The organism is Collimonas sp. GW821-FHT07E08 (assembly GCF_059418905.1).
This window is the reverse complement of the sequence record NZ_JBWKQR010000014.1, coordinates 123911-147530: the sequence shown is the minus strand read 5'-3', so window position 1 is coordinate 147530 and position 23620 is coordinate 123911. Positions and strand designations below refer to the sequence as shown.

Genomic DNA, 23620 nt, shown 5'->3' with positions numbered 1-23620 from the left:
AATACAAAACGCCCGATGCGGTGCATCGGGCGTCTCTGTTGCAATAAAACCTGTCAACCTATTTTAGGACTGGACACAGTGACCCGTGTCCCATCCTAAGACAAGCTATCGAAGGCTACGGCAGCAAGCTGCCGGCGAAATGACGCTGGCGCCGAACGTCGAACGCCGAACGCCGAACGCTCAGCGTTTGCGCGCCAGCGTCAAGCCGTCGCCGACCGGCAGCATGGACAGGTCGATCCGCTCGTCGCGGTGCAGCTTGCGGTTCAGGTCCTGCAAGGCGGCGGTGTCGTCATCTTCCGCGACGTCGGCGACGCTGCCGCCCCACAGCACATTGTCGATGGCGATCAGTCCGCCAGGACGCAACAACTGCAGGCAGCGCTCATAGTAGGCATCGTAGCCGGTCTTGTCGGCGTCGATAAAGGCAAAATCGTATTGCCCCGCGGCGCCGGCGGCAAGGCGGGCGTCGAGTGTCGCCAGCGCCGGCGCCAGCTGCAAGTCGATCTTGTGCGCGACGCCGGCAGCTTCCCAATACGGGCGCGCAATGCTGGTGTATTCGTCGCTGATGTCGCAGGCCAGGATGCGGCCGCCGTCGGGCAGCGCGAGCGCCACGGACAGCGCGCTATAGCCGGTGAACACGCCGATTTCAATCGTATTGCGCGCTCCCGTCAGGCGTATCAGCAAGGCCATGAACTGGCCCTGCTCGGGAGAAATCTGCATGGCGCCGCGCGCATGCTTGGCGGTCGCTGCGCGCAGCGCGGTTTGCGCTGGATGCTCACGCAGCGAATGCGCCAGCAGGTAATCGTAGAGAGTATCGTCGAGATTCAGCGTGCGGCTGGACATGGCATGCGCTCCTGGGATGAAGGCAATCAATTTACCATACCCGCCATGGGCCGGCTGCCGCCGGATATGGCGCCGCAGGCGGCGCTTATACAGAAACCGATTTAGCATCGTCGAAACGCTTCGTTCCCCTTCCTTGCCGCTGCGGCTAGCATGGTCGTTTGCATGCAGGATGCATGAGCCAGACCGACTGAGGGAACCCGTAGAAATGAAGACCATATCCGGCCAGAGGCGGCTTGTTTTACAGGGACTGGCGGCCGGCGCGGCGGCGGCTGCGCTGCCGGCCTTGGCGGCCGAAGAACGTACGCTGCGCATCGGTTACCAGAAATTCAACACGCTCAACATCCTGAAAGGCAGCGGCAACCTGGAACAGGCTTTGCAGCCGCTGGGATGGAAAGTCAAATGGTTCGAGTTTGCGGCCGGCCCGCAGCTGACCGAAGCCCTGAATGGCGACGCCATCGATTTCGGCCATGCCGCCGACACGCCATCCGCCTTTGCCAACGCCGCCGGCGTCAATGCCGTGTACCTGGCCGCCGAACAGCCGTATCCGAAAGGCATCGGGATTTTTGTCGCGCAGGATTCGCCGATCCGCTCCGTAAAGGAGCTGAAGGGCAAGAAAGTCGCGCTGGGACGCGGCTGGAATGTGCAATACCTGCTGGTGCGGGCGCTGGAGGAAGCCGGCTTGAGCTATGGCGACATCGTCCCGGTCTACGTCACCAACGCGGCCGACGTGCGCGCCACTTTCCAGTCCGGCAATGTCGACGCCGCTACGCTGTGGGATCCCTACCTGGCGGGCCAGCAGATTTCGACCAGTCCGCGCATCCTGCGCGACGGCACCGGCTTGTCCAGCAACCGCACCTTCCACCTGGCCAATCCCGGTTTCGTCGACCGCAACAAGAACATCATCCGCATCCTGTTTGCCGAACTGAAAAAAACCAATGCCTGGGCCCAGTCGCACCCGCAGGAAACCGCAGCCTTGCTGGCGCCGCAGCTAGGCGTCGACCCCAAGGTACTGCAGCTGGCGACGGAGCGCCGCAATTACACCGTGGTGCCGATCGACGCCGCCATCATCGCCGAACAGCAGCAGATCGTTGAAGTCTTCTACAAGCTGAACCTGATCAAGGCGCAGGTGCAAGTCAAAGACAAGGTGTACGCCGAAGCTTTGCTGTAGCGCCTGTTGACCCGAACCCGTTACGGAAAATGAACCATGATGCACCTTGCCGCCTTCCTGATCGCCGGCAACGCCGCCCATAGCCAGGTGTTGTGGCGCCATCCGGAAAGCAGCCCGGGCGGTTTCCTGAAACTCGATTATTACGCGCGCATCGCGCAAACGCTGGAACGCGGCAAATTCGACCTGCTGTTTTTTGCCGACCGCCTGGCAGTCTCAACCCGCTTCGGCGGCGACCACCGCTATGGCGTCAGCCACGGCGACCAGGACGCGACCCGGCTCGATCCCCTGCCTGTGCTTGGCGCATTGGCCGCCCTCACCAGCAAGATAGGACTGGGCGCGACACGTTCAACCACTTACAGCCAGCCGTATAGCCTGGCGCGCGAATTCGCCACCCTGGACCACCTCTCGGCCGGACGCGCGGCATGGAACGTGGTGACTTCGGTCAACCAGGGCGAAGCCGACAATTTCGGCTTGCGCCATACCTTGAGCCACGACGCACGTTATGACCGCGCCGACGAATTCCTCGACGTGGTGCATCAGCTGTGGGGCAGCTGGGCGCCCGACGCGCTGCTGCTGGAGGCAAGCAGCGGCCGTTACGCCGATGCCGACCGGGTATCTGCGATTGCCCACAGCGGCGCCTACTTCAATGTGCGCGGACCGCTGAACATTCCAGCCTCGCCGCAGCACGGGCCGGTCATCATCCAGGCCGGATCGTCGCAGCGCGGCCAGGATTTTGCGGCGCGCTGGTCGGAAGTGGTGTTCGGCATACAGCCCGACCTGCCCCGCATGCAGCGTTTTTACCAGGACCTGAAAAGCCGCGCCGCCAAATTCGGCCGCAAGCCTGGCGACATCAAGGTGCTGACCGCCGTCATGCCTTTTGTCGGCGCTTCGCGCGCCGAGGCCGAAGACAAGCGCGCCCGGCACAACGCGCTGGTCGATCCTATCGTGGGGTTGTCGACGCTGTCGAGCCACATGAACGTGGATTTTTCAGGCTACGCGCTGGATGCGCCCATCGCCGACCTGGAGGTGGCCGGCATGCAAGGCTTGTTCAGCCTGATCCGCGAGCTGTCCGCCGAGCGCCGGCTGACGCTGGCTGACATCGGCCGCATGTACGCCAGCGGCGTGCTGGTGCCGCAAGTAGCCGGCACCGCCGCCGACATCGCCGACTGGATGGTGCATATCGTGGCGCAGCAAGGCGCCGACGGTTTTGTCGTCACGCCGGTGCATTTACCGAACGGCTTTGAAGATTTTGTTGACCTGGTGGTGCCGGAATTGCAAGAACGCAAGCAGTTCCGCCTTGACTACCGGGGCGGCACCTTGCGCAGCTACCTGCAAGACTGACGCCACAGCCAGGGAATATCCGGGCGGCCGCTTGCCGCGCCATCCTGCATTGACCTGCCGCGCGCAGGTGAAGCCTGCAATTTTCCTATCCGTAGCCTCCACCACCTTCCTTGAGCGCAGGATGCCGGGCGCCGGTCCCGCTCGCCCAATTGTTGATTACCATTGAATAGTATTGTCAATTTCAGCCAGTTTATCCATGAATAATTAACCGGCATGATGTATCCACTGCCCAGCAAACCGATATCCAGGAACACCAGGGTGGTTAAAAACAGCCCTCAAACCAATCTCAAGGAGCCTCACATGAACAACGCAAAAGTAGCCATCGTCACCGGATCGTCGCGCGGCATCGGCGCCGCAGTAGCGCAACGGCTGGCAGCCGACGGCTTTGCCGTCATCGTCAACTACGCCGGCAGCGCCGCGGCAGCCGAAACGCTGGCCCGGCAGCTGGTGCAGCAAGGCGGCCAGGCGCTCGCGGTGCAGGCCGATGTCAGCGACCCGGCCGCGGTGCGCGCCATGTTCGATGCCGCGGAACAGGCATTCGGCGGCGTCGACGTGCTGGTCAACAATGCCGGCATCATGCTCAATGCCGCTATCGCCGATACCGACGATGCCGGCTTCGACCGCCAGGTCGCCATCAACCTCAAGGGCAGCTTCAACACCCTGCGCGAAGCCGCCAGACGGCTGCGCAACGGCGGTCGCATCGTCAACTTCTCGTCGAGCGTGGTCGGCATGCTGCAACCGTCCTATGGCGTGTACGCCGCCACCAAGGCAGCAGTGGAAGCGATGACCAGCGTGCTCGCCAAGGAGCTGCGCGGCAAGAACATCACGGTCAACGCCGTTGCGCCAGGGCCGACCGCCACCGACCTGTTCCTCAACGGCAAACCGCAAGAAGTGGTCGACCGCCTCGCCAAGCTGGCGCCGCTGGAACGCCTGGGCCAGCCGCAAGACATCGCCGCCACCGTCGCCTTCCTGGCCGGCGCCGACGGCGGCTGGATCAACGGCCAGGTGCTGCGCGCCAACGGCGGCATCATCTGAGCGCTGGAACGACGCGCCATTCCTAGATACCTGCGAAAGGAAAACATCATGCAACAAGTCATCGTCATCACCGGCGCCTCCAGCGGCTTCGGCGCCCTCGCCGCCCGCGCCCTGGCCCACGCCGGGCATATCGTGTATGCCAGCATGCGCGAAACCAAGGGCCGCAATGCGCCCCAGGTCGCTGAAGCCGCGCGCTATGCCGCCGAACACAAGGTCGACCTGCGCAGCGTCGAGCTCGACGTCGCCGCCGCCGATTCGGTCGACGCCGGCATCGCCAGCATCATCGCCGCCTGCTGCCGGCTCGACGTGGTGATCCACAACGCCGGCCACATGTCCTTCGGTCCGGCCGAAGCATTTACGCCGGAACAGTTCGCCCAGCTGTACGACATCAACGTGCTCAGCACGCAACGCGTCAACCGCGCCGCCCTGCCGCAATTGCGCAAGCAAGGCAAGGGCCTGGTCATGTGGATTTCTTCCAGCAGCGCGCGCGGCGGCACGCCGCCTTACCTGTCGCCGTATTTCGCGGCCAAGGCTGCCATGGATTCGCTGGCGGTGTCGTATGCGGGAGAACTGGCGCGCTGGGGCATAGAGACGTCGATCATCGTGCCTGGCGCATTCACCAAGGGCACCAATCATTTCACTCATTCCGGCGCACCGGTCGACAAGGCGCGCGCTGCCGAGTATGACAATGGTCCCTACGCCGGCGTGCCGCAGCAGGCGCTGCAGGGACTGGCGGCGCTGGAGCCGGCCGACGCCGATGCCGGATCGGTAGCCGACGCCATCGTCGCAGTGATCGGCATGCCTTTCGGCAGCCGTCCGTTGCGGACCCATATCGATCCGTCGCAAGACGGCTGCGAGATCGTCAACGGCGTCGCCGACCGCGTGCGCAGCGAGATGTTCCGCCGCATCGGCCTGGAAGACCTGCTGCGCCCGAAGGTAATCGGCTGATGCGGTTTTAGCCGGCCTTCTTCAGGCAAGCCGCCTTGGCCGCGTCGAGGCGTTTTTCCAGGTTGGCTTCCAGCGACGGCGATTTGCCGGTCTGCACCAGCAGGTTGTATTCGCTTTGCGGCACGCTGTCCCAGTAGGCATCGGACACGCAGCCGCAAAAGGCTGGCATTTTTTCCGGCGCCTTTGGCGCACCGCGCGCCGATCCGCCCATTTTCAGGCAGATGTCGGTATTGGCTTTCTTCAGTTCCGGCATGACCTTGGCGCCCCATGCCAGCTGGCTGGCGGCGGCCAAGGAAAAAGCCGCAATCGCAGCGACGATTTTTTTCATCTTTTCTCTTATTTGAAATTCATCAGGATCGTCATCACGATCGGGAAAGCAATGATGATAAAGGTGATCGGGAAGATGAACATGATCAGGGGCGCGATCATTTTCATCGGCGCTTCCATCGCCAGCTTCTCGGCGCGCTGGAAACGTTCGGTGCGCTTTTGTTCGGCGAACTTGCGCAAGGTAGGCCCGAGCGGCACGCCGAGCTTGTCGCATTGCAGGACGATGCCGACAAAACGCGAAATGTCGATGTTGCCGGTGCGGCGCGCGAACTTGCCCAGGGCGTCGGCGCGGCCGGCGCCGGTTTTCATGTCGCGCACTACTCGCTCGATCTCATGGCGCAAGATGCATTCCGGGCCGCGTTCGCAGAAATTGACGATGGCGGTGTTCAAGGTCAGGCCGCATTCGCAGCAAAGCGTCACGATATCGACGAAAGACGGGAAGTAGCGCGAGATTTCAATGTTGCGCTTCTTCTTCTGGTCGCGGATCCACATCAACGGATAAAACCAGCCTATCAGGCCCAGCACCAGCATGATGATGAGCACGATGTAGTCGACGCCAAACGCCGCCAGGCCGACCAATGCGGCGAAAAAAACCGCTACTGCCAGCGAGAAGAACTGCAAGGCGAACGTCTCGCCGGGCGTCATGAAATATTCCAGGCCGGCGGTGTTCAGCATCTGCTTGCGTTTCTGCAGGCGCGCCTCCGACACTGTCGCGCCAAAATAGAAATCGAAGAACATCACCCCGTGCCAGATTTTTTTCAGCAACGGCGGCAGCGGATCCATGTTCGGCCGGAATTTGGTGACCTTGACGTTGGCCACCAGCCGGAACAGGTAAAACATGAATACGCTAAGGCTGCCGAAGGCTAGTATGATCGCGCCGTAAAGATAGATTGAGCTGCTCATGGCATTTGTCCGATAACGATATGTCCGCGGCCGTCAGACATCGATGGCCAGGATTTTCTGGATCACCTTGTGGCCGATGTAGGCCATGGTGAGACAGATGAAGAGTACGATCTTGCCGTAAAACGTGGTCAGCAGCAGCCCCATTTCGGCCGGCTGGATGAAGAACAGCGCAATCCCGACCAGCGCCGGCAGGCAGATCATGACCCAGCCCTGCATCTTGCCTTGCGCCGTCAGCGACCTGATCTTGCCTTCGATCGTCAGCTTTTGCTGGATGGTGTTGGACAGGCTCATCAGCGTTTCCGACAAGTTGCCGCCCACCGATTTCGAGATCCGGAAGGTCATCACCAGCAGCTGGAAATCGACCAGGTCGATGCGCTTGCCGACTTCTTCGATCGCCGTTTCAAAATCGACGCCGACCTTCTGCAGCCGGATCACGTGCGCGAACTCGCTGGCCAGAGGCGAGCTGCTCTCCTTGGAATACGACTGCAAGGCAATGCTTAGCGACACGCCGGCCGTCAGGCTGGAAGCGATCACGGTGAGCGCGGTCGGCAATTCGTATTCGATGCTGTTGAGACGGCGCTTGCGCTTGTAGTTGCTGATCCAGAGCGGCGCCTTGAAGATGAAATAGCCGATCAGCAGCACCAGGAATATGTTGCGCAGCACGAAATAGATCACCAGCACCAGCATCAGGGCTGCCGCCACCTGGGCGAACAGCACCATGTAGACGCGGCCGTCGCGCAGCCCGGTCCATTCCTTGATGTGGCCGATGTAGCGCACGTGCATGTCGAACAGCACCTTGAGGAAATAGCTCTTCGAGTTCATCAGGGACCAGGCGACGAACAGCACCAGCGCAAACAGGATCCCTGAAAACAGCAATATCTGGTTATTCATTTTCCAATCTCTCCATAAAGACCGGTTTCATCCCTGAATAGCGGAATTCGCCATAGGTCTTGCCGTTGTGGTCAAGGCCTTCGCGATGAAATTTGAAGATGTCCTGCAGCTGGACGGTTTCCGATTCGATGCCGACCACTTCGGTGATCGCCGTCACCTTGCGCGCGCCGCAGGAATAGCGGGTGAGCTGGATGATCAGGTGCACCGCCGAGGAAATCTGTTCGCGGATCGCCCGCACCGGCAGGTTCATGCCGGCCATCAGCACCAGCACCTCCATCCGCGCCAGCGCGTCGCGCGGCGAATTGGCGTGCAAGGTGGTCATCGAGCCATCGTGGCCGGTATTCATGGCCTGCAGCATGTCCAGCGCTTCGCCGCCGCGACACTCGCCGACGATGATGCGGTCAGGCCGCATCCGCAGCGAATTACGCACCAGGTCGCGGATCGCCACATGGCCCTTGCCCTCGACATTGGGCGGCCGGCTTTCCAGCGACACCAGGTTCGGCTGCGACAGCTGCAGCTCGGCCGCATCCTCGATGGTGACGATGCGCTCGTCGTCCGGCACGAAGGCCGACATCATGTTGAGGAAGGTGGTTTTACCTGAGCCTGTGCCGCCGGAGACCACGATGTTCAGGCGCTGCTCGACCGCGCTGCGCAGGATGTTGAGCATGTCCTCGGTCATCGATCCATACTTGATCAGGTCTTCGGCCACCATCTTGCGCCGCGAGAATTTCCGGATGGTCAGGGTCGGTCCGCGCAGCGACAGCGGCGAAATGATCGCATTCACCCGTGAGCCGTCGCGCAGGCGCGCATCGACCATCGGCGAACTTTCATCGATACGCCGCCCTAGCGGCGTGACGATCCGTTCGATCGCGCCCAGCACCGCCAGGTCGCTGGTGAAGGTAGCGCTGGAAAGCTCCAGCCGTCCGCCGCGCTCGACCCATATTTCATCGTGGCGGTTGACCATGATTTCGGTCACGCTTTCGTCGGCGATCATCGGCTCCAGCGGCCCCAGCCCGACCGCCTCGTCCAGCACCTCCTTGGTCAGCAAATCGGTGTCGATGTTGTCCGGCAGCGTGAAGGTGGTGCTCAGCAATTCCTTGATCAGGCTCTTGACGTTGGCCTTGAGGTCGTGCTCCGACATCTTGTTGGCGTCGATACGGCGCAAATCGATTTCATGCAGCACTGCTTCATGCAAGGCCTTGCGCCAGCGCGAAAACTCGAAATCGATCACGCGCGCCGGGATATTCGCGATTTGCTTGCCGCCGGCGCCTGGGCGGGTTCCGGGATGCGGCGCCGCCGGCGCAGGCGCTGCCGCAGCTGCGGCTGGCGTCGAGCGAGGCGGCGGTGGCGGCGGCGCATGGATTGGCGCTGCAGTATGCGGGCGCGGCGCGGCGGGAGCCTGGCCGGCCTGTTTCAGCGGGCGTTCCGCCACCAGCACTTCTTCGTAGTCATGCTCGATGGCGCTGATCGCATGGTTGACGGCGTGGTTCTGCCGCTCGCGGCCGGCGCCGGCTTCATGCCTTTCCTGGTTGGTATGCAAGGTCAGGCTGTAATTGCCGATCTTGATCACGGTGTTGCTGCTCAGCGGCCCGAGACGGTTGATGCGTTCGCCGTCGACCCAGGTGCCGAAGATGCTGCCGCTGTCTTCGATGAAGACACTGCCCTCGTTGAGCAGGAAAGTCGCGTGCAGCTTGCTGACATTCCAGCCTTTGAGGCGCAGGTCGCAGCTCTCCGCCTTGCCGAGGACGAAGCGATCCTTGTCGACGAAAACTTCATCGAGTATGTCATAATCGTCCGCGACCACCATCAACACAAATCCACTTTGGCTCTCTGCCATGAAAATTATTCCCGCATATAAAAATGATCAGATCATCATCGCCAATGTCACCATCGGCGACTCGTTTTTGAGCCGCGCGCGCGGCCTGATGTTCACCAGGACGCTAGCGCCTGACAGCGCCTACCTGCTCAAGGACTGCAATTCCGTCCATACTTTTTTCATGCACTTCACCATCGGCGTGGTGTATCTGTCGCAAGACTTCGCAATCACCAAGATCGTCCCGGTCCTGGAGCGCCGCAGCCTGTCCTCCGACCGCTCCGCGCGCCACACCCTTGAACTCCATCCGGCTACCCTTGCCGCGCTGTCCCTGCGCATCGGCGACCGGCTGCGCTTCTAGCCGGCCGCCGCCGAATCAGTGGCTGCCGTACTCAGGCGGCAATGCGGGTTCCGGCCGCAGCGCCGGCTGCACCGGCGGCTTGGCCGGCACTTCCTTCTGCAGGTTGCGCAGCGTCGGCAACTCGGCCTCCTCCGGCATGCCCACTGCCTTGCGCGACTGGTTGATGCGGTTGCTTATGTTGCGCAAGGCATTCGAACTTTCCCCTGACTCCCCTTCCTGCGTATGCGGGATCGCTACCAGGTATACCTCGGTCTGGTTGCGGATCGTGCCGGTGCTCTTGAACAGGTTGCCCAGCAGCGGCACATCGCCCAGCCCCGGCACTTTCTGGATGTCGGTACTGCCGTCCTGGCTGTACAAGCCTGACAAGATGATGGCGTCGCCGGTCTTCACGGAAAAATCGGTCTCGGTGCGGCGCGTGGTGAAACCAGGAATGCCGCCGACACTAACGGTCGGGTCGATCTTGCTGACCTCGGCCTTGAGGATCCCGGTGATGTTGCTGAACGCATCCAGTTTCGGCGCGATCTCGATCAGGATGCCGTAAGGCTTGAAGGTGACGTTGGTGCCGTTCTGGCTGACCGTCGGGATCGGCACCTCGCCGCCGGCGACAAACCTGGCCTGGCCGCCGTTGCGGGTAGCAATGCTGGGCGAAGCCAGCACAAAGGCGTCGCCGCTGTCGACCGCCAGCTGGATCACCGAGGGAATCGCAATCGAGGCATTGACGCTGGCGGCGATGCCGCGCAGTTTCTGGTCCGGCAGGTCAAACTTGCCGCCGGTGCCGGTGTCTTGCGGCAAAGGCCGCAGGTTGACTGCGCCGCGCGAGGCTTCGCCGAAGATGCCGATGTTGAAACCGTTGAAACTCTTGGCCCAGTTGACGCCGAGGTTTTCCAGGTAGCCCTTCTTGAATTCGACAAAATACAGGTCGAACACCAGCATCTGCGATTCCTGCTTGTAAGCAGGCACGGTATCGATGTCGAGCTTGGTGCTGTTGATCAGGTTGGCGTACTGGTCGGTCAGCGCCGTGATTTTGGAAAGATCTTCGCGCGAGCGGATGTTGCCCTCGACATAGAGGCGGTCGCCACGGCGCACCACATCTACGTCCGGCAGGCCGGCCAGTGCAGCCTTGATGTCGCGCTGCTGCTTGATGACGTTGAGCGCAGTCACCCGCAAGCGGATTTCGCGCGAAAAGTTAGGTTTGTTCCAGAGCAGGATGTTGGTCAAGCCGACTTCCTGCGCAATGATCAGCAGCCGGGTCTTTTCAATCACCGCGGTCGAAGCGATCTTGCCGTTGCCGATAGCGATGCGGTTGACCGCACCGACCTCGATCACGCGCGCTTCGCCGGCGTACATGACCAGTTCGTCGTCGACCGCCTGCTGCGCCTTCGGCATGCCGCCATGGCCGGTCGAAGGCCGCAAGGCCGCAAGATCGCCGGCATTGCGGATAGGAATCCCTTCCGGCGCATTCATCAGGTTGTTCTGTTCGATTGCATTGCCGTCCAGGTATTCGACGCCGCCATCGCGGCTGCTGCGGACCTGGTTTTGGCCGGTTTTTTGTGCCTTGTTCTGGTTTTGCAACGTCTCCGGCAAAGGTGTAGCGGCAAAGGCGCGGCTGCCAATCAGGGCGGACAACAGCAGGCAGGAGCGGAAGGTTCTTGGATTAGTCATGTTATTGCGTGGCTTTTTGTTGGATATCATTGTGGATTACCGGCTGCGCTGCCCAGGAGGCGCTTGAAGGCTTCGAGCTTCCTCGCCTGGTCCTCGCTGTTGTCGGCATATTCGCCAGTCTTGAAGCGGCCGCCGATGATGTAATCGACCTGCGGGCCGGGCATCTGCAGGCGGCGCTTGGCGTCAGGATCGATGACATCGGACAGGAACAGCCTTTTCTCGGCGTCGCCCTGGTCGTCGGGACTGCGCAGCACGGCGACGATGCGGGCGCCGGTCTGCACCAGGATGACTTTCTGGGCGTCTGCCGCCGGCACCGAGATGGTCACCGTGCTGTAGGTGGCGCGTCCGGCCTGGCCCTGGCGCTCGCCCAGGCCGGCTTCACGCGCGCGGTCAGCCGCCAGCACTTCGCGCACCGTGGTCTGGCCGGTGGCGCGCACTTCGATATTTTTCAGCAACGGCGCCAGCACCGTGTCTTCCTGCTGCGGCCCGGCGCTGGGCGGCCCTTCCTGCGGCCGCTTCATCATGTAGAACAGGTCGATGTGGTCGCCGGCGCGCAGCAGGCCGGAGAAAGAATTGATCTCGTCCACCGGGATCGTGATGGCGCGGCTGCCGGCCTCGATCGACTTCGAAAACGGCACCGATTCGTACATCAGGAAATACGATTCCAGCAAAGGCGTACCCTTGCGCACCGGGCGGATGATCTTCTTGCCGATATAGGCATCGATCTGCTCCGGCGAGATGACGTCGAAGTTCATGTATTCCTTGGGCACCGTGCGCGAGGCCAGCTGCTCCATGGTCAGCACGTCGCCAGGGTTGAGGTCGATCCGCGGCACCGTCACCGTGGTGCGCACCTTGCTGGCTTCGTCGCTCAGGCTTTTTTCGATTTCACTGGAACGGGTTTTCAGGTAGCTGTTGGCGAGGAAGACGGCGAATGCGGCAATCAGGACGATGATGACCAGCGGTAGCGCTTTCTTGATTTTTTGCAGGTTGATGAAACGTTTTATATTCATGATGTGAGAGTAAAAGTAATCGTCGTTGCGAACTGGCGGGAGTCGCTGCTGGTCTTGGAAAATCGGAGGTATTGCGGCTCTGGCGGAAAATGCGCAACAGCCTAGTGGGTAGCTTTGTCATATTCCTCGCCCCACCAGTGTTCCTTCACATCGTTCTTTTCGCCGGCAGCCCAGTCGCCCATGTCCATCGCGCCCAGGCAAAAACCGATCTGCGGCTCGGCCGGATCGAACTTTCCTTCCAGCCGGCTCAGGATGCTGTTCCAGATCAGCCTGACCACGTCGAAGGCCTGGTAGCCGCCGCTGCCGCCGATAGGCGGCGACTTGGTTCCCAACGGGTAGAAGGGATGCCAGTGCAAGGCGTTTTGCGCCCGGTAGCTGGCCGATGAGGAAAACGGATAGCGGCCGCGTTCCAGCGCCTTGGCCTGGAATGAGGCAGCAATGCCGGAGCTCTGGCTGCTGCTGCCGAACAGGCGCGTGAGGCCGATGATGATGCTGTTGGCGATAGGCACCTTGAGCGGATAGCTCCACCAGATCTCGATCGACAGCACGGTATTTTCCTGGATGCTCTTGTTGGTGATGTCGCCTTTCAGCTTGCTGTCGGACAGATCTTCTCCGCCGTCGGGAGCGACCGTGCCTAGCGGCGTACGGAAACGCATGTAGTCGGCCGGCAGCTTGAGGATGCCGTAATCGAGCCCCTGCAATTCGATCACGCCCGATTCCAGGAAAGCAGCCTGGGTCGGGTTGTGGTACAGGATGCAGGAATTGAACATCGCGTCTTTGTAGGCTTCGACCTGGGCTTCGACTACCGCTCCCTTGCCGGTGTCGTTACCCATGTACATCGGCGTGATGCCGTTGATGTAACCCTGCAGCACCGAACTGTCGCCATAGCGCATCAGGCCCTTGACGAAGGCCCATACCGCCGGTCCGATTTTTTGCTTGGCCTTGCCGAGGAAGCCGGAGATAGGACCGGCGCGGTTTGCCGCTTCGTCGGGATCGCCGCTGGACGAACCGGCCGCATTGTTGACCGGCACGCCGTTGCTGGCGGCTTCGGCCTGGCCGGAGCCGGCCAGCTCATTGCCCGGGGTAGTGACAGTCGAGGTGACATCGCGCCCGGACGAGTCCTTGCTGTGCACGATCTTGCCGACCGCCGCATAACCAAGGTTGCCCAGCTGCGCCGTCAGCGGATCGGTGACGAAACGCGGCACCACCCGGCCGTTGCTCATGGCGCCGATGCGCGCCGCTTCCTGCACCGCAAAGTTATGCGCCAGCTTGGCCCGGTACATCAAGACCATTTGCAGGCACAGCAAGGCGAATATCAGCACCACCGGGATAGCGACGACGAATTCGGCCAGGCTGGCGCCACGCCCCAGTTTCAGATTTCTTCCGACTTTGATCAACATATATGACGCTCTCGGCTTGTTTGCTAAATTGGCGTGGCGCTGACACCTAAGCCGTTGATGTAACTGAAATTCAGATGACGTATGGCGTCCAGCAGCAGGCTGAGCAAGGACACCCCGTCCACCGACACGAACAGCACCAGCGCCACGCACACCAGCAGGATCGAATATTCAACCGCGGCCTGCCCTTGCTGGCGGCGCTTCATTGCTGTTCCTTGCTGCATCGGCCGCCCCTTCATCGTGTAATCCAGTTGACCACGACAAAAGTCTGGCCGGCACCCCTGGTAAAGGTGTAGGTCGCTTCCTGCTGCTTGGGCGAGACATAGCGCATCACCGTGCCGCCGTTGTCTTCGGCGGTTTTCTTGAAGCTCAGCTTCCACGCTTCCGCGGCGCGGTCTTCCTGGTAAAACGCAATGTTCTGTTCCATGTCGAAATTGTTGGTCATGGTGGTCAGGATCGATTCGCCCACCATGTCCACCGTGCGTACTTCGTTCAAGATCACCGTGCCCGGGGGCTTGCGCAGATGCTTGGCCAGCACCGGCGCCTTGGTGTCGATGTCTTGCTCCATGCGCGCCGGCAGGTCCGACATGCTGAGGTAGCCTTGAGTCTGCTTGCGGTTGTTGCTGCTCAGGTTGGCCTGTTTCAGCCAGCCGTCCTTGACGCCAACGATCTGCACTTCATGGCCGGCCGCCTTGGTGGTGACTTTCCATTTGGCCTTGGCCCAGCTCGCCGCCAATATCACCGCTGCTTCCCGCAGCGGCTGCGGTCCTTCGATTTCATAGATCAGCATCGGCAAGCCATTCACCTCGATTTCATCGGCCAGGCGGGTCTGTTGCCAGTTGTCCGGCACACCGTCCAGCATCAGACCTTCCACCGATTTCCATTTATCCGCTGCATATGCGCCGGTGCACAGCAACAGGCACCAGCAAACCGCCATCAACACTTTCAAATAAATCCCCTTTTTACCTTGTCTGCTACGGCGCCGGAGAAAAGCGCCAGGCTGGATTGTCGAACATGGAGATGGTGCGCGCGCGCATGATGCCGGCCGGGCACAGCTCATCCTGGGTGTATTGGGTCAGCCGGATGGCGCGTCCGGGATCGGCCGTGCAGTTCACCGCCATATAGTCCGCTTCTGCCATGCTGCCCGCGAGGCTGAGATTTTCCTTGTAGTCGTCGGTAGATTTGTATGCCTTGATGATGCCGCTGGGGTTTTTCAGGCTGTTGAAATCCAGGCCCATGCCCTGCGAGACCAGGGTCGAGACCTGGGCCGGGTTGATGCCCGCCAGGTCGACCCGGAAATTGCCGCCGAAACCGGAAGCGCCGCCGATCAGTCCCGGCAGGTTGAAGTAATTACTGTTGAGTATCTTGCCGACCGGATTGCCGGTGCTGCCGGAGCTGGCGGCGCCGTCGTAAAACGGGCTGAGCTGCTCGGCGATGCGATGGTTCGCCACCGGCACCGGCGCCGACCAGGAATTGGTGACCATGGTCAGGCTGCCCAGGCTGCGCGGATTGAGACCGCCGGCAGGTGCGCCGGTTTCCCCTTTGGCGATGCCGAAGGTTTTTTCCATGTAATTCTTGATGAAATCGCTGAGGCCGATCGTGCCGCTGACCTGGACCCGCTCGTAGGGTTCGCGGTCCAGCGTCAGGTTGGTCAGGGTATTGCCGGTCGGGTCGAATCCCATCGGCCCGCCCGGCGACTTGCTGGAATTGGTGGAGACGCTCAAGGCGCCGTTGGCGATGGCGCCGAAGGTTGCATTCTCGAATTTGTCGGTAAAGAAGCGCGCCGCGGTGCTCATCCAGTCGGCATGGTCCTGCAGCAGCGCGGTGCTGCCGTCGGCCTGGCTCTGGCGCGCGCCGCGCGGCGTCAGGTAGACGTTGCGGAATACATTGGGAGCAAGGGCGGCGTCGCCGCTGTACAGCGATTTGTAATCGGCATCGCCGTTCGCCTTGTAGGCGGTGCGCTCCCATACAGCAAAGCGCGCCGCTTCGGTATTGAGCTGCTTCAGTTCGCCGAAACGCCAGACCCACTGCAATCCGAACAGGAACAGCATGAGCACGCTGCAGGCCAGGATCGACTCGAACAAGGCCTGCCCTCGCTGGCCGGGTCCGGCCTTGCGCGGCAATGTGAAAATTCTGGATGAGATAGGCATGGGGTCGCTGTTCAATTTATTGTGAAGAACAATAATTTTTCCGGATAATTCAAGCCTTCCAGCCGCGCATTCCAGTAAGGCAGCATCAAATTGGCGTGCGATATCACTTGCATGCGGCTGGTCCAGCGTTCAACCGGCGCCCGGTAATACACCCGCGCCTTGCCCATTGCCTGCAGGTAGTCCTGCTTGATTTCGGTGTCGTAGTCCTTGATCGGCGCGCGGCCCAGGTTGAATTTGCCTTCCTCTTTCAACGGCGACTTCATTGCGCCTACCGATTCCTGCAGCCCCACTACAAACGACGGCCCCAGGTCCTTCAAGGCGTTGTCCTGTATTTCCTTGGAAGCGACAAACAGGTTGCTGGCTCCGCGGTCGCCGATCTTGTAGTTGCCGATATTGGCGTCGCGCATTTCCCAGAAGCCGAACCGTTCCGCCGGCAAGCCCATGTCGGCGGCGACCACGCCGCCCAGGCCGGGGCGCTGGAACAAGGTTTCGGTGCCGCGCGATGTACGCATGTTGATGACATCGATCAGATCGCCCAGGCCCAGCGCATTCAGAAGGAACTTCAGGAAACCGTTGACATTGTTGAGCGGATCGCCGGCAGCTTCCTGGGCCATTGAAAAGCCTTGTCCCAGCATGTTCGACACGGAAGTCGCCACATTGCCGCCCAGGTTCGAGAGATTCTGGAAATTCGCCGCCTGCTGCGCCAGCGCGGTCGCCAGCTGCACTTCCGGATCGCCGCTGCCCGGGCTGGGTGCATTCAGCGATGAGCCGGAAGCCGGCATGCCCGCGGGAGAACCGCCAAGCACGGTGCTGGTGCTGCCGTTAGGCATGTTGATCACGCTTCCTGACGAATTGCTGGAGTTGAGGCCGTTGCCGGCGGCTTCCAGCGCCGGCTCCAGCGGCGCCACGATGGCGTTGTTGAGCGTGCTGGTAGCGTTGGCGTTGGCGGACTGGCCTTTCATGGCGCTGTTGCCGGCCGCCCTGGCAATATTCATGACGCCGCGGTTGTAGTATTTTTTTGCCGAGCCGGCGGCCAGCGAGGCGCATGCGCCGCTCTTGCCGCCCAGGCGCGGCGCATAGATTTCACCGCTGGGCAATGTGAAATACATGCAATCGTCGAGGCCGGTCGCCTCGCCCCAATAGGCTTTTTTGGCAGCGTCGTCGGCCTTCACCACATCCGAGAATTTTTTCATGTCCTCTGGAATTTCCTGGTTCGCATCCACGCCCTGGCGGCCGACCTTGGACATGGTCACGGCGCCGGCCAGCGGAATGTGGATATTGAACAGGTGCGGATTGATGTCGATCACATCGAAGTTGCTCCAGCCGTAGGTGCCGTCCTGCATCTGCATCATGCGCGTGCCGCCGGTGCGCTCATACAGGCACATGATGGGACTGACGATGACGCCAACCGTATTCATGAAGGCTTCGATCACAGGGCCGATGACGTCGGCGGCGACATTGCCTTTCAGCGCCGGCACGATCTGTTCCAGGCCGTTGGTTTCCAGGCCGGTCAGCATGCCGTTGATGGCGGAAAGATTGCAGCCGTCGACCGCCCACAGGCCGACGGCGTTCGGAAACAGGCGGCGGCCGCCGCTGCCGCTGGTGAAGTTGAACATTTCCTTCATCATCAGATGGTGCACAAGGTTGAATTCAATCTTGTCCTTGTCCTTTTCCCCGGCCTCCTGCATCTTGGTCAGGCCGAGGAATTTGCGCGGCGGCTGGTGCAGCTTGATCATGCTGCCGAAATCGACCATGCTCTTGCCGATCTGGTAGACGATGGTTTGCGGGATGTATTCGGCTTGCGGCGCATTGGCTGCCAGCAGGTCGTTCTGCATGCTGATCATGGAGGACACCGTGGTCGCTAGGTGCACCTGCTGCGATGCGAAGATCGCATAGTTCGACAAGGATACGGTGGCGGTGCCGGCATTGGCCAGCACCTGGCTGGTGAGGCGCACGCCGTTCACTATCTTTTCCCAGAAGTCGCCGAACTTGGAGATGGCGTTGGTGACGCCCGACAGGGCGGAGCCGATATAGGGAATGAATTTGGTCAGGGCTGCAATGCCCTTCAATACCTTGCTGTTGTTTTTCCAGTACTGGTCCGACATGCCGACGCTCGACCACATCGCCGTCATCTGTCCCACCGCCTGGTAATTGGAAATCATGGCGCGGTTGGTGTACGCAGTGTAGTTCAAGCCTTCGGCAGCAACGTTGGCGGTGCTGAAAGCGATGGCGTCGGCGGCGTTCACCAGCTGCCGTTTCTCGCTGGTCACCTGCGCCATGTTGTAGACGGCAAACAGGCCCACGCACAGCACCGCAAAAAAGAAGATGGCGATAGGCAGCACCGCGCCGCGCTGGCGCCAGCCGCCAAGAGCCGCGCTCCTGTTGACCCTGCCTTTTTTTCCCGATGCCCGTTTCACTATGCGCTCCCTATCAGAAATCAATTATTGATGATTGACTGACGGCCTCCGGCCGAACCAATTCATTACTTTTCTGATGAAAGTATTTGAAAGTATTTTTATTCGCAGCTGAAACACTCGGCCGCGGCAAGCCCCGCTAAACGAAGCGTGTTGATTGAGATTCGAAGATTTGCTCCGGCCTGCAGCGATGCGGGCCGGAGCGGCGGTCGATCAGCGGTTGTCGCTGCCGTAATCTTTCATGGTGCGTTGGGTAGCTGCTTTGGTCTTAGCCAAATCTGCCGCAGTTTTGGCTGCCGTGATCTCTGTCGAACCATCGTTGCCCGACATTTCTTGTGCCATGCCCGCAACCTGATGTCGAATAACGCCGCCAAAAGCCGCAAACACGCCGATACTGACAACCGCAATCAGCGCTACGATGATGATGTATTCCGACATGCCTTGGCCGCCTTGGCGCAATGCGGTTTTAATACGACGGGATGGTGAGTTTGAAAACAATGCCATTTTGGATCTCCTGAGGCTGGTGGTGGTGGGACAATTCCCTGTTGCTAAAACTGAGCGTGTTCAATTTTTAGTCTATCCAGCTGCCGTGTTTTCTAATTCCTCGCGAAACACTGTCGCAGCCTATCCCGCGCCATCGTCAGCGACGATGGCGTGCCTGAATCATTCGAATGATTTTTTTGTTTTACTTCACCGACGCAACGGCGCGGGAACCGAACAAGGCAATGCGCTCGGAGAGCCGGCGCCGGCGTTCGGTCAACACGTCGATCAGACCATCCAGTTCGTGAAGTTTCTCTATGTGTGGCGCCAGGTCCGCGGCGCCTTGTTTTGGATCAAAATTTTCGCTTCCGGAAGACTGCAGGAAAGTGCCAATCTGCCGCGTGCTGAAACCACATTCAATCAGGTCCTTGATCTGCCTGACGATTTCCACAGTCTGCAGTGGATAATCGCGGTAACCGTTAGCCAGACGCTGTGACAGGATCAGTCCTTGCGACTCGTAGTAACGCAAGATACGTGCGCTTACTTTTGCTCGATTTGCTATTTCTCCTATTCGCATTTCGCCTTTGCCTTGTTAACAAATAAGCGGTCCGGATAGCGGTGCAAACAAGGTAAAGAGATGACAGGTATTTTTGTGCCAGCTTTTCATAACGTATTGCGATCCGTCCGAATTGCTTGATCCGATTAATAAAACGTTCTACTAACTGCGGTCTTTACACAGGTGAAGATATACAACGAACCTTGCCATGGTGCGCTTGGAAGGTGCTGACGATACGCCGCGCAAGCGCTCGCCTCCCTGATGTTATGCAAGACATGTGCCACTCAAAATGAATGTTAATACATGTCTTTTATTGTCAAATAATGTTGAAGTAGGGTAACTATAGAACATTGACACTAATGAGAACGTCAAGAAAAAAATCACTTCAATCGGTACGATTGAGCGGTAATCCGTTGTTTAGTTGCAGCAATATTTTTGTTTAGCGCCAATGCCGTTTTGTTTAGTAGAACCAAAAATTGGCACCTGCATTTCATTGATGCGAAGCCGGCATGACGTTATTTGAAGGTCGTGAACACGATGCATCGGAAACGGTTTTTCATTCGTAAACGACGCGCCGGGGGCGGCGCGCGCAGGCATCCGGCAGTGAAAAAAATGCGGTTCAGGATGGCTCTGAAATGATCGGTAACCATATGCGGCACATCCATGCAAGCTGCCGCGTCCGAACTGTGCAAATTTTTTTCATTTCAAAAAAAACGCGACGATGCCATCAGTGCGGATTTTGGCCGCCATGTTTCATGTCAAGGTTTGGCAAGGTTTGATCTTCTTCGATGCCGCCGCCATAGCGGCCCGCACTCCAGCCGGATCGCTTGTGATGGTCGCCGTGTACGGCAGATGTGCGGACTGCCGTTCCTGGCCGCTGCCGGCGCATAGGCAAAAAAAGCCCGGGCAGCAAGCGCGGCCCGGGCGTATCTGATGCAGGACCAGTTCAGTCAAGCGGCATTTCCAGGCCGAATGATCTAATTTGCGTCGAGCGGAAAATTGCGCTCTACATACGCCACCAGCTTCTTCACGCTTGCTGCGATACTTTCCTGGCCGGTATCGATGGCGAGCTGCGGGTGCTCCGGTATTTCATATGGCGCGCTGATGCCGGTAAACTCACGCAATTCGCCCGAACGCGCCTTCTTGTACAAGCCCTTGGGATCGCGCGATTCACAGATCGCCAGATCGGCAGCGAGATGGATTTCGTGAAACGCCTCTCCGCAGGACTGCCTTGCCCGCGCGCGGTCGGCCCGGTAAGGAGAAATGAAAGCCGTGATGCAGATCAGGCCGGCGTCGGCAAACAAGGCGGCGACCTCGCCTACGCGCCGGATATTCTCGCTCCTGTCCGCTGGACTGAAACCGAGATTTGCATTCAGGCCTTTGCGTATATTGTCGCCATCCAGCACGTAGCAGGAATATCCCAGCGTCGTCAGCGCATGCTCCAGGGCCATGGCCAGCGAGGACTTGCCGGACGCAGGCAATCCGGTCAGCCACATGACAGCGCCACGGTGGCCGTAATGCGCCGCGCGCTGCGATGCATGCAAGGCATGCGGTACCGCGGTCAAATTTTTTTCCATTCAACACTCCACAGGATACGGCGCCCTGCGACGGCCAGGCGGCAGCATACATGATGCCTCAAAACGCAGCGGCCGGAACGCTTCATGTCCGTGATTCAAGCGTCGGCCGCGCCACACAGGCGCAGGATGCGGTAATATTTGCGAACAGTTTTCCTGCGCCCGGCAGTGCCGGAAACGTGCCGGGCAGCCATTCAATATGAGAACAAAGGCCATGAGATGATTCCAGCATTCGTCGGCGTAACGGGTTTACCCAGGGCGGGTTCCACGCTGCTGTGCCAACTGTTGGCCCAACACCCCGAGATTCATTGCGAAGGACATAGCTCTCCCCTGTGCAACACCTTGCTGGGGATCCGCCGCATGATCAGCGAAGACACTTTTTTCCTGTCGCAGCTCGATACCCAATTCGAGCAAAGCTATGCCCACCTGACGTCGGCGATGCAGGGATTCTTGCGGGGCTGGCATCACGATTGCGGCAAGAAGGCGGTGGTGGACAAGAACCGCGCATGGCTGCATGCGATAGAGCTGCTGCTGCATATCGAACCGAACGCCAAGCTGATCGTGTGCCTGCGCGAACTCGGACAAATCTACGGCTCGATCGAAGCGCAGCACCAGCGTACGATCCTGGTCGACTTCATCGACCACCTGGCCGATTTCGACCGTTTCGGGCGGGCCGACATGCTGTTTGCCAAAGACAAGGCCATCGGTGCGCCGCTGATCTCCCTGCATGCGGTTGCCGACCTGCCTAAGCACGTGCAGGAACGCCTGTATTTCATCCGTTTCGAAGACTTGATGGAGCGGCCCTCGGCCTGCATGGCGCACCTGTATTCCTGGCTGGGACTGTCGCCGTTCGAAATCGATCCTGATCATCTGGCGACAGGGCTGCAGGAAAGCGACAGCCACTACCACATGAAATACAGCCACAGGCAGGCGCGCCAGATCAGCAAGCCGAAACGGCACGACATCCCGCCGCGCATACAGGCGCAAATCGAAACCGCCTGCTCCTGGTTCTACCAGCTTTACTACCCGCAGAAGATGTAAGGCCCTGGATCTAAGGTTCCCTAAAACGCCTTGCCGATTTCGGCCCAGGCGCGCACGGACTTATTGTCGCCGATCAGCTGCGGCGTCGAGCCGAACGGCGCGGCGATATAGAGCTTGGCATGCCACTGGTCCGGTCCGCTCCAGTTCATGCCGACGCCGGCTCCGCTCAGTGTTGCGCCATTGTCGCCCGGCAGCCAGGGATTCTTGTTGACCGTCACGTGTTCGCTGTCGATGAAGGCCAGCACTTGCCAGCGCCCGCTCGCGAACTGGCCGAGCTCATGCCGCAGTTCGACCGAACCGAAAACCCCGGTGTCGCCCGACAGCGCGCCGATGTCATACGCGCGTACCGTATAGGGACCGCCAGCGACCATCTTTTCCGCAGGATCCAGATTGCCGTTTGTCCATTGGCCGGCCAGTGCGAAATACAGGGAATCGTTCTGCGTCAGGTTTTGCAGCTGGGCGAGATTGCCGTTCCATTTCGTATAGCTGCCCCGCGTTTTGGCGGTGACGGAATCAGACAGTTCCGCCGCCCGGTCATCGAAGCCGACGCGTCCCGCGGTGATGCCGATATTCCAGGTGCCGATGCCGCCGGCCAGCACGCCGTTGCGCCAGTCGCCGTTCAGGCTCGCGCTCCAGTTATCCAGATGGCGGTCAGTCTTGATGTTGCTGACGCCGATACGGTCGTTCAGTTGCTTGCGGTCGTACTGGATCTGGCCGTAGAGATTGGCGTCGCGCGCGCGCATGAAGGGATGCTTGACCCAGATGCTCGCCACCTGCGCGGTGCCGCGCGCATCCAGCGCGCCCAAGGTATCGCCAAGGATGTAATGCAATGCCGAATAGGAACCGCCCATGCGCGTGCCCAGGCCGTTGAGCAAGGTTTCATAGGCAATGCTGCCGTAATTCATGTCTCTGCCGCTGGTCAGCGCGCCGATGCTGAGGACATCGCCATGGTGCAGCGGATTGAAGACATTGACAGCGGCGCCGAGGCGGGCTCGGCCGGTATAGCGGTTGCCGAAATTGTCCAGCGTCACATTGCCGGCGACCTGCACCGTCGGATCGGCTTGCACCTGCAGGTCGGAAGTGCCGACGGCTTCGCCCGGCTTCAGGAGCGCACTGACGGCGACGCCCGGAATGTCCGAGGCCAGCAGCAGCGTGCGGTCAAGTCCCGCCTGCGTAACCACTTGCCCGGCCTGCAAAGGCGACAAGGTTTGCTGCAGCAGGCTATCGCTCACCCGGCTGCGGTTATCGAGCTTGACCTGGCCGTAGCGGGCCTCGATCACCATCACCTTGACCACGCCGCCTTGGATGGCCTGGGCCGGGATGATGGCGCGCGCCAGCGGATAGCCGTGGCTATGGTAGTAGTCGGTGATGCGCGCAACCACTGCGCCGAGCTGGGCCAGGGTGAGATCCTTGCCCTCGGCGTCGGCCACCAGCGCGTGCAGGGTCGCCGTATCGAACACGGTATTGCCGGACAGCTGGATGCTGGCGACGCTGAATGCCGCACCCGCCGGCTGCTGGGCGCCGCCTTCCCGTTCGATGGTCAGGCCGGTTCCCGTTGACGAGGGGAGCGCCGGCTTGAGCGGCTGGATCTGCTGGAGTATCGAGCCGGCTCCGGGCGGGCTCACCGGATCGGCTGCAAACGCGGCGAAGGATGGATAGCTGAGCAGCATGGCTGCGATGATCGGCTTCATTGGATATAGGTACCTACC

The 23620-nt window shown here is 60.4% G+C and carries 22 protein-coding genes; 6 read left to right on the top strand and 16 right to left on the bottom strand.

All coding sequences use genetic code 11. The annotated features are described in order from the left end of the window. Window positions 1–180 precede the first annotated feature (180 nt). Window positions 181–840 (bottom strand): class I SAM-dependent methyltransferase, encoded by a 660-nt coding sequence (locus AC07RZ_RS18750; protein WP_494669079.1) that lies wholly within the window; start codon window positions 838–840, stop codon window positions 181–183. Between the two features lie 205 nt (window positions 841–1045). Here AC07RZ_RS18750 and AC07RZ_RS18745 point away from each other — a divergent pair, with 205 nt between their 5' ends. The 4 genes from AC07RZ_RS18745 (at window position 1046) to AC07RZ_RS18730 (ending at window position 5332) form a co-directional block, all read left to right on the top strand. Further along, a complete protein-coding gene (locus AC07RZ_RS18745) occupies window positions 1046–2008 on the top strand; it encodes an aliphatic sulfonate ABC transporter substrate-binding protein (protein ID WP_494669078.1) in 963 nt (320 codons plus the stop codon). A 36-nt stretch (window positions 2009–2044) separates the two neighbouring features. Beyond that, on the top strand, window positions 2045–3349 hold the full coding sequence (locus AC07RZ_RS18740) for an LLM class flavin-dependent oxidoreductase (RefSeq protein ID WP_494669077.1): 1305 nt from the start codon (window positions 2045–2047) through the stop codon (window positions 3347–3349). Window positions 3350–3649: 300 nt separating this feature from the next. Next, the gene (locus tag AC07RZ_RS18735) at window positions 3650–4384 is read left to right on the top strand and encodes an SDR family oxidoreductase (protein ID WP_494669076.1); all 735 of its coding nucleotides are present in this window, start codon (window positions 3650–3652) and stop codon (window positions 4382–4384) included. A gap of 48 nt (window positions 4385–4432) precedes the next feature. After that, entirely contained in the window at window positions 4433–5332 is a 900-nt protein-coding gene (locus tag AC07RZ_RS18730; protein ID WP_494669075.1) for an SDR family NAD(P)-dependent oxidoreductase, read from the top strand. A gap of 7 nt (window positions 5333–5339) precedes the next feature. Here AC07RZ_RS18730 and AC07RZ_RS18725 read toward each other — a convergent pair whose 3' ends face one another. The 4 genes from AC07RZ_RS18725 to AC07RZ_RS18710 are packed head-to-tail and all read right to left on the bottom strand — an operon-like array spanning window position 5340 to window position 9290. Beyond that, the gene (locus tag AC07RZ_RS18725) at window positions 5340–5660 is read right to left on the bottom strand and encodes a hypothetical protein (RefSeq protein ID WP_494669074.1); all 321 of its coding nucleotides are present in this window, start codon (window positions 5658–5660) and stop codon (window positions 5340–5342) included. A gap of 8 nt (window positions 5661–5668) precedes the next feature. Further along, window positions 5669–6562, bottom strand: coding sequence for a type II secretion system F family protein (locus AC07RZ_RS18720; protein ID WP_494669073.1), 894 nt, complete (start codon window positions 6560–6562; stop codon window positions 5669–5671). A gap of 33 nt (window positions 6563–6595) precedes the next feature. After that, window positions 6596–7453, bottom strand: a complete 858-nt coding sequence (locus tag AC07RZ_RS18715) for a type II secretion system F family protein (protein WP_092398636.1) — start codon at window positions 7451–7453, stop codon at window positions 6596–6598. Then, window positions 7446–9290 (bottom strand): TadA family conjugal transfer-associated ATPase, encoded by a 1845-nt coding sequence (locus AC07RZ_RS18710; protein ID WP_494669072.1) that lies wholly within the window; start codon window positions 9288–9290, stop codon window positions 7446–7448. The genes AC07RZ_RS18715 and AC07RZ_RS18710 overlap by 8 nt, the downstream gene beginning before the upstream one ends. On the opposite strand from AC07RZ_RS18710, the gene AC07RZ_RS18705 reads away from it, so the two are divergent. Further along, window positions 9289–9627: a DUF192 domain-containing protein gene (locus tag AC07RZ_RS18705; RefSeq protein ID WP_144737512.1), complete on the top strand. Its 339-nt coding sequence runs from the start codon at window positions 9289–9291 to the stop codon at window positions 9625–9627. The genes AC07RZ_RS18710 and AC07RZ_RS18705 overlap by 2 nt on opposite strands. Before the next feature lie 15 nt (window positions 9628–9642). Here the strand turns inward: AC07RZ_RS18705 and AC07RZ_RS18700 are convergent, their stop codons facing one another. From AC07RZ_RS18700 to cysC, 10 genes are all read right to left on the bottom strand, one after another. Next, complete coding sequence (locus AC07RZ_RS18700; RefSeq protein ID WP_186450459.1) at window positions 9643–11289, bottom strand: secretin GspD/PilQ domain-containing protein; 1647 nt, start codon at window positions 11287–11289, stop codon at window positions 9643–9645. 26 nt (window positions 11290–11315) lie between these two features. After that, on the bottom strand, window positions 11316–12299 hold the full coding sequence (gene cpaB / locus AC07RZ_RS18695) for a Flp pilus assembly protein CpaB (RefSeq protein ID WP_092398644.1): 984 nt from the start codon (window positions 12297–12299) through the stop codon (window positions 11316–11318). Window positions 12300–12400: 101 nt separating this feature from the next. After that, complete coding sequence (locus tag AC07RZ_RS18690) at window positions 12401–13699, bottom strand: TadE/TadG family type IV pilus assembly protein (RefSeq protein ID WP_494669071.1); 1299 nt, start codon at window positions 13697–13699, stop codon at window positions 12401–12403. Between the two features lie 23 nt (window positions 13700–13722). Further along, complete coding sequence (locus AC07RZ_RS18685) at window positions 13723–13902, bottom strand: hypothetical protein (RefSeq protein ID WP_092398648.1); 180 nt, start codon at window positions 13900–13902, stop codon at window positions 13723–13725. Between the two features lie 29 nt (window positions 13903–13931). After that, complete coding sequence (locus tag AC07RZ_RS18680) at window positions 13932–14633, bottom strand: hypothetical protein (RefSeq protein WP_494669070.1); 702 nt, start codon at window positions 14631–14633, stop codon at window positions 13932–13934. Window positions 14634–14670: 37 nt separating this feature from the next. Next, entirely contained in the window at window positions 14671–15846 is a 1176-nt protein-coding gene (locus tag AC07RZ_RS18675; RefSeq protein ID WP_494669069.1) for a hypothetical protein, read from the bottom strand. Window positions 15847–15857: 11 nt separating this feature from the next. Continuing rightward, the gene (locus tag AC07RZ_RS18670) at window positions 15858–18263 is read right to left on the bottom strand and encodes a pilus assembly protein TadG-related protein (RefSeq protein WP_494669068.1); all 2406 of its coding nucleotides are present in this window, start codon (window positions 18261–18263) and stop codon (window positions 15858–15860) included. Window positions 18264–18473: 210 nt separating this feature from the next. Next, window positions 18474–18764, bottom strand: coding sequence for a Flp family type IVb pilin (locus AC07RZ_RS18665; protein WP_092398656.1), 291 nt, complete (start codon window positions 18762–18764; stop codon window positions 18474–18476). 181 nt (window positions 18765–18945) lie between these two features. Continuing rightward, on the bottom strand, window positions 18946–19317 hold the full coding sequence (locus AC07RZ_RS18660) for a MerR family transcriptional regulator (RefSeq protein ID WP_092398658.1): 372 nt from the start codon (window positions 19315–19317) through the stop codon (window positions 18946–18948). A 956-nt stretch (window positions 19318–20273) separates the two neighbouring features. Beyond that, window positions 20274–20873 carry an adenylyl-sulfate kinase gene (gene cysC, locus AC07RZ_RS18655; protein ID WP_494669067.1) on the bottom strand — a complete coding sequence of 200 codons (600 nt, stop codon included), beginning with the start codon at window positions 20871–20873 and terminating at the stop codon, window positions 20274–20276. A gap of 216 nt (window positions 20874–21089) precedes the next feature. On the opposite strand from cysC, the gene AC07RZ_RS18650 reads away from it, so the two are divergent. Continuing rightward, on the top strand, window positions 21090–21911 hold the full coding sequence (locus AC07RZ_RS18650) for a sulfotransferase family protein (RefSeq protein ID WP_494669066.1): 822 nt from the start codon (window positions 21090–21092) through the stop codon (window positions 21909–21911). Between the two features lie 20 nt (window positions 21912–21931). Here AC07RZ_RS18650 and AC07RZ_RS18645 read toward each other — a convergent pair whose 3' ends face one another. Next, window positions 21932–23602 (bottom strand): ShlB/FhaC/HecB family hemolysin secretion/activation protein, encoded by a 1671-nt coding sequence (locus AC07RZ_RS18645; RefSeq protein WP_494669065.1) that lies wholly within the window; start codon window positions 23600–23602, stop codon window positions 21932–21934. Between the last annotated feature and the right edge of the window lie 18 nt (window positions 23603–23620).

Excerpts from the sequence above, each read along its gene's own strand:
- AC07RZ_RS18685 (WP_092398648.1), bottom strand. The coding sequence starts at position 13,902 with ATGAAGCGCCGCCAGCAAGGGCAGGCCGCGGTTGAATATTCGATCCTG.
- AC07RZ_RS18705 (WP_144737512.1), top strand. The coding sequence starts at position 9,289 with ATGAAAATTATTCCCGCATATAAAAATGATCAGATCATCATCGCCAAT.
- AC07RZ_RS18730 (WP_494669075.1), top strand. The coding sequence starts at position 4,433 with ATGCAACAAGTCATCGTCATCACCGGCGCCTCCAGCGGCTTCGGCGCC.
- AC07RZ_RS18680 (WP_494669070.1), bottom strand. The coding sequence starts at position 14,633 with ATGGCGGTTTGCTGGTGCCTGTTGCTGTGCACCGGCGCATATGCAGCG.
- AC07RZ_RS18725 (WP_494669074.1), bottom strand. The coding sequence starts at position 5,660 with ATGAAAAAAATCGTCGCTGCGATTGCGGCTTTTTCCTTGGCCGCCGCC.
- AC07RZ_RS18745 (WP_494669078.1), top strand. The coding sequence starts at position 1,046 with ATGAAGACCATATCCGGCCAGAGGCGGCTTGTTTTACAGGGACTGGCG.
- AC07RZ_RS18740 (WP_494669077.1), top strand. The coding sequence starts at position 2,045 with ATGATGCACCTTGCCGCCTTCCTGATCGCCGGCAACGCCGCCCATAGC.
- AC07RZ_RS18715 (WP_092398636.1), bottom strand. The coding sequence starts at position 7,453 with ATGAATAACCAGATATTGCTGTTTTCAGGGATCCTGTTTGCGCTGGTG.
- AC07RZ_RS18665 (WP_092398656.1), bottom strand. The coding sequence starts at position 18,764 with ATGGCATTGTTTTCAAACTCACCATCCCGTCGTATTAAAACCGCATTG.
- AC07RZ_RS18735 (WP_494669076.1), top strand. The coding sequence starts at position 3,650 with ATGAACAACGCAAAAGTAGCCATCGTCACCGGATCGTCGCGCGGCATC.
- AC07RZ_RS18700 (WP_186450459.1), bottom strand. The coding sequence starts at position 11,289 with ATGACTAATCCAAGAACCTTCCGCTCCTGCCTGCTGTTGTCCGCCCTG.
- cpaB (WP_092398644.1), bottom strand. The coding sequence starts at position 12,299 with ATGAATATAAAACGTTTCATCAACCTGCAAAAAATCAAGAAAGCGCTA.
- AC07RZ_RS18675 (WP_494669069.1), bottom strand. The coding sequence starts at position 15,846 with ATGCCTATCTCATCCAGAATTTTCACATTGCCGCGCAAGGCCGGACCC.
- AC07RZ_RS18645 (WP_494669065.1), bottom strand. The coding sequence starts at position 23,602 with ATGAAGCCGATCATCGCAGCCATGCTGCTCAGCTATCCATCCTTCGCC.
- AC07RZ_RS18710 (WP_494669072.1), bottom strand. The coding sequence starts at position 9,290 with ATGGCAGAGAGCCAAAGTGGATTTGTGTTGATGGTGGTCGCGGACGAT.
- cysC (WP_494669067.1), bottom strand. The coding sequence starts at position 20,873 with ATGGAAAAAAATTTGACCGCGGTACCGCATGCCTTGCATGCATCGCAG.
- AC07RZ_RS18750 (WP_494669079.1), bottom strand. The coding sequence starts at position 840 with ATGTCCAGCCGCACGCTGAATCTCGACGATACTCTCTACGATTACCTG.
- AC07RZ_RS18720 (WP_494669073.1), bottom strand. The coding sequence starts at position 6,562 with ATGAGCAGCTCAATCTATCTTTACGGCGCGATCATACTAGCCTTCGGC.
- AC07RZ_RS18690 (WP_494669071.1), bottom strand. The coding sequence starts at position 13,699 with ATGTTGATCAAAGTCGGAAGAAATCTGAAACTGGGGCGTGGCGCCAGC.
- AC07RZ_RS18660 (WP_092398658.1), bottom strand. The coding sequence starts at position 19,317 with ATGCGAATAGGAGAAATAGCAAATCGAGCAAAAGTAAGCGCACGTATC.
- AC07RZ_RS18650 (WP_494669066.1), top strand. The coding sequence starts at position 21,090 with ATGATTCCAGCATTCGTCGGCGTAACGGGTTTACCCAGGGCGGGTTCC.